The organism is Blastomonas natatoria, assembly GCF_003201955.1.
Classification (GTDB): Bacteria; Pseudomonadota; Alphaproteobacteria; order Sphingomonadales; family Sphingomonadaceae; genus Blastomonas; species Blastomonas natatoria.
This window is the reverse complement of sequence record NZ_QJJM01000005.1, coordinates 186,914-199,833: the sequence shown is the minus strand read 5'-3', so window position 1 is coordinate 199,833 and position 12,920 is coordinate 186,914. Positions and strand designations below refer to the sequence as shown.

Here is a 12,920-nt window from a genome sequence, read left to right as displayed (position 1 = left end):
TCGTTGGGTGCCCGGCGCGCGCCATCGCTCTTGACTGGAAAGCGCGCACAGCCATCTAGTTCAGCGACGCCCCTGTCGTCGCGATCCGGCCTTTCGAATCGCGATCGAACCGCGAAAGACCAGCCTCATGACCAACTTCCCCGAAAATTATACGCCACCTGCCATCTGGACCTGGAACAAGGACAATGGCGGCGCCTTTGCGAGCATCAACCGGCCGGTCGCCGGCGCGACCCACGATAAGGCGCTGCCCGTCGGCAAGCATCCGCTGCAGCTCTATTCGATGGCGACGCCCAATGGCGTGAAAGTGACGGTCATGCTCGAGGAGCTGCTCGCAGCAGGGCATGCGGGCGCGGAATATGATGCCTGGCTGATCGACATCCGCCAGGGCGGTCAGTTCGGCAGCGATTTCGTTGCCATCAACCCGAACAGCAAGATCCCTGCGTTGATGGACCGCAGCGGACCCGAACCCGTTCGGCTGTTCGAATCGGGATCGATCCTGCTGTATCTTGCGGAGAAGTTCGGCGCATTCCTGCCGACCGATCCGGCCAGGCGCACCGAGGCGCTCAACTGGCTGTTCTGGCAAATGGGCAGCGCGCCCTATCTCGGCGGCGGCTTCGGCCATTTCTATGCCTATGCGCCGCTCAAGATCGAATATTGCATCGACCGCTTCACCATGGAAACCAAGCGCCAGCTCGACGTGCTCAACCGGCATCTGGCGGACAACGAATATATGGCGGGCAGCGACTATTCGATCGCCGATATCGCGATCTGGCCCTGGTATGGCGGGGTCGCGACCGGACAGGTCTATAACGCCGCCGAATTCCTGCAGGCCCACGAATATACGCACCTGCTGCGCTGGGCCGATCAGATCGGCCAGCGCCCGGCGGTGCAGCGTGGGCGGATCGTCAACCGAACCTTTGGGGACGACCTGAGCCAGCAGCTGCACGAGCGCCATGATGCCAGCGATTTCGAACTGCGCACCCAGGACAAGCTGGCCGCCGAACCGGCGCAATAGTCAGTCCTGCAAGAGGTCCGCCGCCAGCAGGAACGCACCGGCAAGGCCCGATATGGGGCCGAGCGCGGGGCGGCGGATCACCTGGTTTGCGCTCAGCGCGAAATAGCCGCCGTCGCGCGCACTCGCCTCGGCCACGATCCGCTCGAACAGTCCCGGCGTGCCCATGACGCCGCCGCCGAGCACGATGGCATCGGGTGCGAGTGTGGCGCGTACGCTGTTGCACATTTCGGCGAGATAGCCCGCGATGATCGCATGGGCTTCATGATCCGGCGCGAGGTGCGAAAGCGACTGGCCCCAGCGCGCGATGATTGCCGGACCGCTTGCCAGCCCCTCCAGGCAATCGCCGTGAAAGGGACAAGTACCGCCAAAGTCCCGGTCATCCGCCGCACGCCGCGGGCGCATATGGCCAAGCTCGGGATGTCCGGTGCCGCCGATGATCTGACCATCGGCAATCACCCCGCCGCCGATGCCGGTTCCGATGGTGACATAAACGCTGACCTTGGCATCGCGCGCTGCGCCGCGGCGCGCTTCGGCCAGGGCCGCAGCGTTGACATCGGTATCGAAACCGACCGGAAGGCCGAAGGTGCGCGCAATGCTTCCCGCGAGGTCGCAATCGCTCCAGCCGGGCTTGGGGGTAGCGAGAATATGCCCCCATTTTGCCGCATCGCGGTTCCGTTCGAGCGGCCCGAAAGAGCCGATTCCGATCGCGGCGAGGCCCGCATGCTTGCGGAAAAAGGCGACCGTCTCAGCCAGTGTGGTTTCAGGATCGCGCGTCGGAATCTGCATCTGTTCGATGATCGCATCGGGACCATCACCGACACCCAGCACGAACTTGGTGCCCCCCGCCTCGATCGCGCCGAGCAATGGGCGTTCAGCCGGCATCGCAGACCGCGTGCAGCTGGTCCATCGCGAAGACCTCGACGATGGACGAGCGGTCGCCGTCGAGCGCAATGCGCACCATCGGTGCAGGGGTTCCGCCGAACGTCTCGGCGGCGACCAGGGCGCTGTCCGATGGCTTGCGACCGTTGAGGCCCCAATGGTCGATAAAGCTGCACACCAGCAGTTCGGTGCTGGCGAACCAGCTGTAGGTCTGCATCGGCTCCTCGTCCGGATTGGCGATCACCAGCCCGGTGCCATTGAGCGGGCGCCATGGCCCGGCGATCGAATCGGCGACCATGCCGTAAAATCCGGTCGGCCCGGTCGGACCATCGGGGTTGAACACCGAGCGTTGCGTGGACCAGAAGGCATAATAGAGCCCCTGATGCGCGATGATCTGCGCGCGCTCAAGCTCGTTGTTCAGCGTATCGGCATGGATGATCGGCGGCAACAGCTGCCATGCGCCGGTGTCATCCATCCGCGCCAGTCCCACTGCGCCGTTGAACGCATGGCTCGACGTCGCGAGCGTGGCGGTGAACACCAGATAGCGCGCGCCATCACGCGGATCGACGAAGAAGGCCGGGTCGCGAAACGCCTTGACCGTACCGGGCGCGCCTTCGTGCCTGTCGGCGGCGAGGTACATCTTCCCATCGGCGACCATGCTCTCGCGGACGGGGCTCCAGCCGGTGATGCGACCATCGGCCTGCAGGGTCCCCGTCGTTTGCGCCAGCCGCTGCTGGAAGCCGCCGGGACGATCCGCATAGCCTGCCGCGGTGAAATACAGCGTGACCCGATCGCCTTCGAGCAGCGCCGAGCCCGACCATTCACGCTCGAAATCGCCCAGACCGCCGGGCATCATTTCGCCCAGATCGTGCCAACCCGCGGCATCGAGGTGGAGCAGACGGATCTTGGCCTCGAAATGGCGCAAAATCGGGTCGCCGCGGTCTGGCGCGGCAAGCACCATCCACAGGCTGCCCTGGTTGACCGGTGCAATGGCGCCGTCAGGCAGCTGCAAGGGCCACATGTCCCACAGCAGCAGATCGGGCATGATCCGCCGGGCATCCGCCTCGCCGATCAGCCCCGGAGCGGGAAGGGGCTGATCGGCGAGTGCCGCGACATGTTCAGCGGTCCAGGCGGTGGTCATCGCAGATCAGAAGTCGTAGCGCAGCGTTGCCGAGATGGTGCGACCGTTGATCGATCGGGCGCGCACGATGCCGTTGGGCGGAATGGTGCCCTCCTCTGCCTCGGTAAAGCCGCGCGTGTCGAACAGGTTGTTCGCATTGACCGACAGCTGCACCCGGTCGAACGGACGCACTGCGACGAACGCGTTCACCTGGGCGAAGCCGGGCAGCACGAGCTGGTTGTCATCCTGGGCGAAGCTGTCGGTCGTGCCGACCATGTTCGCGCCCACCGTGAACATGTCCTGTTCGTACTGGCCGCTCAACTGATAGATGAAATCGGCCTGGCGACGCGGCGTGTTGCCCTGATTGGCCGGCGTGATGCGATCGCGGCTGATCTCGGCGTCGGTATAGGTGCCGCCAGCGCTGAAGGTGAAGCCGCCGGTGCGGTACGAGGCTTCGAGCTCGAGCCCCTTGGCCTTGAACACGCGGTCGAAGCTGCGCAGCGTGGTGGCTTCGAAATTGGTTTCCTCGGTCTCGGCATAGAAGGCCGTGGCATAAAGAGCGAGTCCGCCCGCGCGATATTTCACCCCGGCTTCGGCCTGCTTGACGAAATCGACGGCAAGTCCCTGGTTGGCGATCGCGCCGGTGGTGAAGTTCACGTTGTTGGGGTTGAACAGGATGCGATCGGCATTGGCCCGGCCGCCCCGGCTGTAGCGCGCGAACACCGCCAGATCGTTGGAGACACGGTAGTTGGCGCCGAACGAATAGCTGAAATAGTCATAGCTGTAATCGACCAGCGCCGGCGCATTCAGCGGAATGGTCGCGGTCTGTGCCTCTGCAGGGCTGATGACGCCATTGCCGTTGAAATCGAAGCTGGTGATGCCGACGCGGCCACCGCCCAGGTCCGCGCCGAAAGTGCGGCCCGAGGCATCGCCGAAATCATAGCGGATGCTGCCATCGAGCGTCAGCTTGTCGAATTCGAGCGAGAGCGAGGCGAAGGGCGCGTTGGTATCATATTGCAGATCATAGCTGCGGCGGCAGCAATTGCCGAAGAAGCTCGCCGAATAGGCCACGGTGCCGAGGTCCGACAGCCGCTGGCCGGTGGGACCGACCAGATCGATCAGCGCTGCATTGCCGCCGCCGCGCACTTCGAGCAGATGCGATGTCCACAGCCAGTCGGTGTTGATGTCCTGACGCGACTTGTAGAAGCCGGCTGTCAGCGTCGCCTTGCCGCTGCCGACATCAAAATCGCCGGTGATGCGCAGGTCGTTGGTGATGTTGTCGAGGCTGTTCAGCCGTGTGTTGAACAGCACGACGCTGGCGACCAGCGCGTTGCCGGGCACGTTCTGTCCGGCCTGCTGGCCATTGGCGAAGACGAGGCGCGAACCGGCCCCGGCAAGGAAGGCCGCAGTGTTCGTGGCGGTGTCGACCGATCCGGGGAAGGGCGAGGCGAAGCTGCCCGACACATCGGAGAAGCGGAAGCGGTTGGTGACCGTCCAGCCATCGGCGACCTCGAACTCGCCCTCGAAGCCGAAGGCCTTGACCAGCGGCCGCTGCCCGGCGGTGATATCGAAACGCTGCGGCTGGTTGTTGCCGTTGAGGCTGAGTGCCGAACGGAAGAAGCGCGAATGCAGGCTGTCGCCGCTGATGTCGAACCCGGGGACGTTGCGGTAATTCGGGTTGGCATTGGTGCCGGTCACCTGCACCGGATTGGGCAGATAGGCGACTGCGCGGTCGTCCAGATACTTGCCGTAGAAGCGGATGAAGCCGCCGGTGAATTCCTTGGTGATGTTGATCTTGAACTGGCCGCCGCGATTGCCGTCATAGCCGATGTCGCGCGGGCCTTCACCTTGGCGCACGAAGCCGCCCATGTGGAAATAGAGGTCGTCCGCCAGCGAACCACCATAATCGAAATCGAAGCGCTTCTCGTCATAATCGAGGCCGAGCGTCGCCTGGATGGTGCCACCATCCTGACCCTTGCCGGTCTTGGAGATCATGTTGATCACGCCGCCGGGCGAATTGGAGGCGAAGGTCGAAGCCGAACCGCCGCGGATCGCCTCGACGCGCGCGATGTTGAGGTCCGAGCGCAGGAAGATGTCGGCATTGCCGAAGGTGATGTCGCCGAATTCGAGGATCGGCAGGCCGTCTTCCTGCAGCTGCAGGAACTTCGAGCCGCCCGAGGCGATCGGCAGACCGCGCACGGCAATGTTGGCATTGCCTTCACCGCCCGACGATTCGGAACGGATGCCGGGAATGTTGCGGAAGATTTCCGCCGCGCTGCGCGGAGCGGTGGTGGCGATCTGCTCGGCGTCGAGCGCACTCACCGAGACCGAGCTGTCGAGCACGTTGGCGCCGCGCGCCACGGCGGTCACGACGATGACCTCGCTCTCGGCGCTGTCGTCCTGAGCGGCGGTGTCTTGCGCGAAGGCGGCGGTGGTGAAGAAGAAGCTGGAAGCGGCAAGGGCCGCAGTAGCGCTGGATGCGCGAAGAGCCTTGGAAATCGACATCGTTTCTCTCCTGAACCTGCCGGTTGATCGGCTATGACCTCAGAGGCTAGCAATATGGCAAACGATTGCAAGTCTAAACTGCAATCGTTTGCAAAAAAGCTTGCCAACGGTGCTTGCCGCAGCTTAGCATGGCTTCCAAGGCGCAGGGCAAGACGCCGTACCGGATATTGAGGAGAGGCAGATGACCAGCGCCACGCACGCCCCGGCTCCCGAATTCGCGACGCCCCGGGCGACACCGCCACGCCTCTCGCTGGCGCGAATCGTCGAGATGAATCTCGGCTTTTTCGGTCTCCAGTTCAGTTTCGGCCTGCAACAGGCCAACATGACGCCGATCTACACCTTTCTGGGCGCGGACGAGGCGACGATGCCGCTGCTGTGGCTGGCCGGGCCGATGACGGGCCTTCTGATCCAGCCGATCGTCGGCGCGCTGTCCGATCGCACCCGCTCGAAACTCGGTCGCCGCACGCCCTATTTCCTGATCGGCGCAGTCATCTGCTCGCTCTGCCTGTTCCTGATGCCCTATTCGAGCACGCTGTGGATGGCCGCCAGCCTGCTCTGGCTGCTCGATGCCGGCAACAACATCACCATGGAACCCTATCGTGCCTATGTCGCCGACCGGTTGGAGCCGGAACAGCGACCTGCAGGCTTTCTGGTGCAGAGCGCGTTCACGGGCCTCGCGCAATGCCTGTCCTATGCCGCGCCCAGCCTGCTCGTCGGGTTCGGGATCAGTCAGAATCTGGTCGACCTGAACGGCATTCCGGTGATCGTCCGCATCGCCTTTGTCATCGGCGCGATCCTGTCGATCTCGACCATTGTCTGGTCGGTGGTCCGCGTGCCCGAATTGAAGCTGAACGATGCCGAACTTGCCGAGATGGCGGCCAGGCCAATGGGCGCGGCGGCAGCACTGGCAGAGATTCGCGACGCCTTCATCGCCATGCCCCGGCCGATGCGCCAGCTCGCCTGGGCGATGCTGTGCCAATGGTACGCAATGTTCGTCTATTGGCAGTATATTGCGCTGTCGGTCTCGCGAACGCTGTTCCCTGCAGGCGAGAGCGCACGGGCCAGCAGTGCCGATTTCATCTCCGCCTCGCTCACCGCGCAACAGATGGGCGTTGCCTATAATGCCGTTTCGTTTGTCGCCGCACTCGCGCTGATCCCTATCGTGCGCCGGCTGGGGGCAAAGCCCGTTCATGCGCTCTGCCTGGTGGCATCGGGCATCGCAATGCTCAGCCTGCCAATGCTCGACAGCCGCGCTGCCATGTTCGTTCCGATGATCGGCATCGGACTCGGCTGGGCAGGCATGATGGGCAATACCTATGTGATGCTGGCCGACTGCATTCCGCCCGAACGCACCGGCGTTTACATGGGCATTTTCAACATGTTCATCGTCATCCCCATGCTGATCGAGACGATGACCATGCCGTTGATCTACGGTCCGCTGCTCGGCTCCGATCCGCGCAATGCGATATTGCTGGCGGGGGTGCTGATGCTGTGCGGAGCGGTCGCAACGCTGATGGTCGGCAGGGCGCAACGCATCGGGGCTTGAACTTGCGCGCAAACAGGCCGATTTAGGCGGTCGAAACAAAAGCGCAGAAAGAAGGCTAGTTTATGTACGATACCGTCCGCGATGCCCTGGTCCCGATTGTCATCGAACAGTCGAATCGCGGGGAGCGCAGCTTTGACATTTTCTCGCGGCTGCTGCGTGAACGGATCGTGTTCGTGACCGGTGAGATCGAGGACAACATGGCCTCGCTGATCGTCGCGCAGCTGCTGTTCCTGGAATCGGAAAATCCGAAAAAGGACATTTTCATGTACATCAACTCGCCGGGCGGCGTCGTCACGGCGGGCATGGCGATCTATGACACCATGCAGTATATCCGTCCGCGCGTCGGCACGGTGTGCATCGGCCAGGCGGCATCGATGGGCAGCTTCCTGCTCGCGGCGGGCGAACCGGGCATGCGCACCGCGCTCGCCAATGCGCGCATCATGGTGCACCAGCCCTCGGGCGGTGCGCGCGGCATGGCATCGGACATCGAGATCCAGGCGCGCGAGATCCTGCGCATCCGCAAGCGGATGAACGACCTGTACGTCAAGTTCACCGGCCGCAAGCTCGAGGAAATCGAGAAGGCCATGGACCGCGACACCTTCCTCGAGGCCGAGGAAGCCAAGGCGTTCGGCCTGGTCGACCATGTCATGGAAAAGCGCCCTGCCCCCTCGGACGAGGCAGGAAATTAACAAGGATTGCGCCCTATCACGGGCGCTACGGGCCCTGGCCCATGCAGGATTCGTCGCAACGCCTGTCCACAGGACAGGTGTTGCGTGTTGAATTTCGCGTTTTTGGCACTAGGCTGAAACGTCACGTTCCGGGCACGATGCCGCAGGAACAGAAGGAAGAGCTATGACCAAGCTGAGCGGTTCCGATTCGAAGAGCACCCTGTACTGCTCCTTCTGCGGAAAATCGCAGCACGAAGTGCGCAAGCTGATTGCCGGACCCACGGTATTCATCTGCGATGAGTGCGTTGAGCTGTGCAACGACATCATCCGCGAGGAATCCAAGGCCGGTCTTGCCGGCAAGAAGGATGGCGGAGTGCCGACGCCGCAGGAAATCTGCGACGTATTGAACGATTATGTCATCGGCCAGGACCGCGCCAAGCGCGTGCTCTCGGTCGCGGTGCACAACCACTACAAGCGCCTCAACCATTCGGGCAAGGGCTCGGGCGAGGTCGAGCTGGCGAAGTCGAACATCCTGCTCGTCGGCCCGACCGGCTGCGGCAAGACGCTGCTCGCGCAGACGCTGGCCAAGACCTTCGACGTGCCCTTCACCATGGCCGATGCGACGACGCTGACCGAGGCCGGCTATGTCGGCGAGGATGTCGAGAACATCATCCTCAAGCTGCTCCAGGCGTCCGATTACAACGTCGAAAAGGCGCAGCGCGGGATCGTCTATATCGACGAGATCGACAAGATCAGCCGCAAGGCCGAGAACCCCTCGATCACGCGCGACGTATCGGGCGAAGGCGTGCAGCAGGCGCTGCTCAAGCTGATGGAGGGCACCACCGCCAGCGTTCCGCCCCAGGGTGGCCGCAAGCATCCGCAGCAGGAATTCCTGCAGGTGGACACGACCAACATCCTGTTCATCTGCGGCGGCGCATTCGCGGGTCTCGAAAAGATCATCGGCGACCGTCTGCAGGGCAAGTCGATCGGCTTCGGCGCGCATGTTGCCGCCCCCGAGGAGCGCAAGACCGGCGAGCTGCTGCGCCAGGGCGAGCCGGAGGATCTGCTGAAATTCGGCCTGATACCCGAATTTGTCGGTCGCCTGCCGGTCATCGCGACGCTCGAGGATCTCGACGTCTCGGCGCTGGTGAAGATCCTCAAGGAACCCAAGAACGCGCTGATCAAGCAGTATCAGAAGCTGTTCGAGCTCGAGGATGTGGAGCTGAGCTTCACCGACGACGCGCTCGAGGCGATCGCGAAAAAGGCCATCGAGCGCAAGACCGGCGCGCGCGGCCTGCGCTCGATCGTCGAGGCGATGCTGCTCGATACGATGTTCGAGCTGCCGGGCATGAAGGGCGTGGCCGAGATCGTGGTCGACAAGGACGTGGTCGAGGGCCGCAAGGACCCGATTCAGGTCTTCGCTGCCAAGGACAAGGTTGGCGCTGGCGACGCAGCCTGACGTTGGTGTCCTGGTCGCTGAGCGGCCTGCAGAACCCATGACAAGGGGCGCGGCGAGCCATCGCTGCGCCCCTTTTTGCTGCGGCTGGCAGCGAATCGCCATTATCGCGAGGCCATTGTGACGGCATCGTCCGGTCGGGCTGGCCGGTCGCGGAAAGAGCGTGTCATTTATGCCGCAGTTGCGAACAAAACGTCAAGGCGAGCGATAGGCCCGTGCTGGCCCCACGCCCTGTAACAGCCTGTCGCCTCCATAAATATCTTTATTTTCCAATGCTATAACGCAGTTGCGAACGATTTGCGCGACCGCTGTCATATCGTGACTTAAAACTGTCACATTTCTTTCACATTGGTTTCGCTTTTCTGTCCTTAGCGCCGCCTAGTGCGCCGCTCATCTCTTGATTTTTGAGAGCGCTTTCATCGCCGCCGGTGTCCCAGGGCGGCAAGAAACGGGGAAAGACACATGCAGATTCGCTATTATCTCGCGGCCAGCGCCGCGGCGCTTTCGCTGGCCACCGTCATGGCCGCACCGGCGCATGCACAGGAAACGACTTCGGCCCTGCGCGGTTCCGTCACCGCTGACGGACAGCCCCTGCCGGGTGCTCAGGTCCGCGTGATCCATACGCCTTCGGGCACGGTCTCGACCTCGACGACCGACGCTCAGGGCAATTTCAGCGCCAACGGCCTGCGCGTCGGCGGCCCGTTCGTGATCGAGGTTTCGGCCGATGGTTACGAGCAGTCGTCGGTCACCGACATCTTTCTTCAGGCTGGCCAGCCGCTGCGTCTGCCGATCGAACTGCAGTCTCAGGCTGTGATCGTCGTATCCGCGTCTTCGGTGCGCAACTCGCTGGAAACCAGCAAGGGTCCGATCACCGCGCTGAGCCGCGAAGACATTGACGGTGTTGCCTCGATCAACCGCGACATCCGCGACCTCGCCCGCCGCGACCCGTTCGTGACGATGGACCTGACGAACAGCCGCACCATCGAAATTGCCGGCAATAACGGACGTCTCAACCGCTTCTCGGTCGACGGCGTGCAGTTCTCGGACGATTTCGGTCTCAACAATGGCGGCCTGCCGACCTCGCGCGGTCCGGTGCCGTTCGATGCAATCGAGCAGTTCTCGGTCAAGGTGGCGCCGTTCGACATTGCCGAAGGCGATTTCCAGGGCGGCGCGATCAACGTCGTGCTGCGTTCGGGCTCGAACGATTTCCATGGTGGCGCCTTCTTCACCTACACCGATGACAGCCTGACGGGCGACCGCACGCGCGGACGCAACGTCGCTCTCGATTTCGATTCGAAGCAGTATGGCGGCAACATCAGCGGTCCGATCATCAAGGACAAGCTGTTCTTCATGTTCGCCTATGAAAAGACCGAAGAAAGCGATCCGTTCGACAACGGCGTCGGTGCAGGCTTCTCGGCACAGATCCCCAATCTGACCCAGACGCAGATTGACCGCATCAGCCAGATTGCCCAGTCGGTCTATGGCTATGACACGCTCGGCCAGATCCAGAATGCGGTCGAGGAAGACGAGAAGTTCGTCGCCAAGCTGGACTGGAACATCACCGACGGTCACCGTGCCTCGCTGACCTATATCCGCAACGTCGGCAACCAGCAGTTCCAGCAGAACACCTCGATCAGCCTCTCGACGCCGTCGGTTGGTCTGTTCTCCAACGGTTATGAACTCACCGAAGAAGTCAATTCGGGCGTGTTCCAGCTGAACAGCCAGTGGTCGGATAACCTGTCCACCGAATTCCGTGCCTCGTATCGCGATTACAATCGCGGCCAGACCGCATTTGGCGACACCAGCATCGGTGAAGTGTCGGTCTGCCTTGACGAAACCTCGCTCGGCTCCGTCACCAACTGCTCGACCGGTGTCCCGCGGGTGTTCTTCGGGCCGGACGTCTTCCGTCATGCCAACGCGCTGAACACGGAAAACCTGTCGCTCGACTTCACCGGCCGCCTGAACGTTGGCGATCACGACCTGCGTCTGATGGTGGGCTATACCGATCAGAGCACGTTCAACCTGTTCGTGCCGCGCTCGCTGGGTCAGTTCTATTTCGACTCGGTCACGGATTTCCAGAATCGCAACCTCAGCCAGTTGCAGCTGAACAATGCCGTGCCGTCGCTGGATCCCGCCGATGGCGCCGCTCGGTTCAGCAGCCAGAGCTTCACCTTCGGCATTCAGGACGACTGGCAGGTCACCGACACGCTGCAGGTGAGCTACGGCGTCCGCTACGATCTGTTCAACGTGCCCGAGCGCCCGGCTGCCAACGCCAATTTCCTGGCGCGCACCGGCTTTACCAACCAGTTCACCTTCAACGGTCTGGGCGTCGTTCAGCCGCGTATCGGCTTCACCTGGAACGCGACCAACCGTCTGGTGATCCGCGGTGGTGCCGGCATCTTCGCTGGCGGTACGCCGGACGTGTTCCTATCGAACAGCTTCTCGAACACTGGCCAGCTGACCAACCAGATCACGATCAACCGGACCGCCCAGTGCAACACGCCGGGTTCGCTCTGCGCGCTGGGCCTGAACAATGTGGATCCGACCACGTTCAATCCCGCGGTCCTCTCGTTCCTGACGACCAACACGGCTTCGCTTGCTGCGGCACCGACGGATGCAGTCGACCCCAACCTGAAGCTTGCACGTCAGATGCGTGCAACGCTTTCGGCAAGCTACGAAGCGGATCTGGGTCCGCTGGGCGACGGCTGGCTGTTCGGAGCGACCGTGCTCTATGGTCAGCAGGTATACGGCTATAACTGGGTCGATGCCCGTTCGGTTCCGATCGGTACGCTGCCCGATGGCCGCCTGCGCTACGGCCCGGTCAACGGCGTCCCGACCGTCAACCGCGACCTGGTGATGACCAACACCACCGAAGGCCGCAGCTGGATCGGTTCGTTCCAGGTCGAAAAGAGCTGGGATTGGGGTCTGACCCTTTCGGGAAGCTACACCCGTTCGGACATCACCGACGTCAATGCCATCACTTCGGCCACCTCGAGCTCGCTGTACGGCAACAATGCCTTTATCGATCCCAACACGGTTGCCCTGGGCCGCTCGATCTATGAGATCAAGGATCAGTGGAAGTTCGGTATCGACTTCAACAAGGCGCTGTTCGACGACACGCACATGACTCGGATCAGCCTGTTCGGCGAATATCGCTCGGGCCGTCCGTACAGCATCACCATGTTCGACAACGTCAACGATGCGAGCGGCCGTCCCAGCCTGACCGGAACGAATGGCAACAACAGCCGCACGCTGCTGTACATTCCGACCGCAGGCGCCGATCCGCGCGTAACCTTCGCCAATGCTGCGACCGAAGCTGCGTTCAACAGCGCGATCGAGCAGCTGGGCCTCGAACGGTTCCGCGGTCGGGTGGTTTCGAAGAACACGCAACAGTCGCCCGACTTCTTCAAGGTCGACGTTCATCTCGAGCAGGAAGTTCCGCTGCTGTTCGGCTCGAAGCTGTCGGTGTTCGCCGATATCGAAAACGTGCTCAACATGATCGACAGCGACTGGGGTGCCCTGCGCCAGGTCGGCTTCCCGCAGACCTCGAGCCTCGTCCAGGCAACCTGTGCGCAGGCCAATGGCAATAACTGCACGCAGTATCGCTATTCCAACGTGCTTCTGCCGAACGAGGCACTGGTTACGCGGCCGTCACTGTACGGCATCCGCGTCGGCGTCCGGGTGAAGTTCTAAGACCTGTTCCCCTCGGGGAGAGGATCGGGGGCGCGGTG

The 12,920-nt window shown here is 62.7% G+C and carries 8 protein-coding genes; 5 read left to right on the top strand and 3 right to left on the bottom strand.

Annotated elements, in window-relative coordinates; all coding sequences use genetic code 11:
* The first annotated feature begins 127 nt into the window (after positions 1–127).
* The gene (gene yghU, locus C7451_RS08100) at positions 128–1,015 is read left to right on the top strand and encodes a glutathione-dependent disulfide-bond oxidoreductase (RefSeq protein ID WP_110298454.1); all 888 of its coding nucleotides are present in this window, start codon (positions 128–130) and stop codon (positions 1,013–1,015) included.
* Here yghU and C7451_RS08095 read toward each other — a convergent pair whose 3' ends face one another.
* Genes C7451_RS08095 through C7451_RS08085 form a run of 3 tightly spaced genes read right to left on the bottom strand, consistent with a single transcriptional unit; the run spans position 1,016 to position 5,519 of the window.
* Positions 1,016–1,897 (bottom strand): ROK family protein, encoded by an 882-nt coding sequence (locus C7451_RS08095; RefSeq protein ID WP_110298453.1) that lies wholly within the window; start codon positions 1,895–1,897, stop codon positions 1,016–1,018.
* Entirely contained in the window at positions 1,887–3,035 is a 1,149-nt protein-coding gene (locus C7451_RS08090) for a glycoside hydrolase family 68 protein (protein WP_110298452.1), read from the bottom strand. Before C7451_RS08090 ends, C7451_RS08095 begins: the two co-directional genes overlap by 11 nt.
* Positions 3,036–3,041: 6 nt before the next feature.
* Positions 3,042–5,519 carry a TonB-dependent receptor gene (locus C7451_RS08085; RefSeq protein WP_110298451.1) on the bottom strand — a complete coding sequence of 826 codons (2,478 nt, stop codon included), beginning with the start codon at positions 5,517–5,519 and terminating at the stop codon, positions 3,042–3,044.
* A 181-nt stretch (positions 5,520–5,700) separates the two neighbouring features.
* On the opposite strand from C7451_RS08085, the gene C7451_RS08080 reads away from it, so the two are divergent.
* The 4 genes from C7451_RS08080 to C7451_RS08065 all read left to right on the top strand — a co-directional run bounded on the left by C7451_RS08080 (position 5,701) and on the right by C7451_RS08065 (position 12,882).
* On the top strand, positions 5,701–7,065 hold the full coding sequence (locus C7451_RS08080; RefSeq protein ID WP_110298450.1) for an MFS transporter: 1,365 nt from the start codon (positions 5,701–5,703) through the stop codon (positions 7,063–7,065).
* A gap of 62 nt (positions 7,066–7,127) precedes the next feature.
* Complete coding sequence (gene clpP / locus C7451_RS08075; RefSeq protein WP_110298449.1) at positions 7,128–7,754, top strand: ATP-dependent Clp endopeptidase proteolytic subunit ClpP; 627 nt, start codon at positions 7,128–7,130, stop codon at positions 7,752–7,754.
* A gap of 163 nt (positions 7,755–7,917) precedes the next feature.
* On the top strand, positions 7,918–9,192 hold the full coding sequence (gene clpX, locus C7451_RS08070; RefSeq protein ID WP_110298448.1) for an ATP-dependent Clp protease ATP-binding subunit ClpX: 1,275 nt from the start codon (positions 7,918–7,920) through the stop codon (positions 9,190–9,192).
* A 459-nt stretch (positions 9,193–9,651) separates the two neighbouring features.
* The gene (locus C7451_RS08065) at positions 9,652–12,882 is read left to right on the top strand and encodes a TonB-dependent receptor (RefSeq protein ID WP_110298447.1); all 3,231 of its coding nucleotides are present in this window, start codon (positions 9,652–9,654) and stop codon (positions 12,880–12,882) included.
* Positions 12,883–12,920 lie beyond the last annotated feature (38 nt).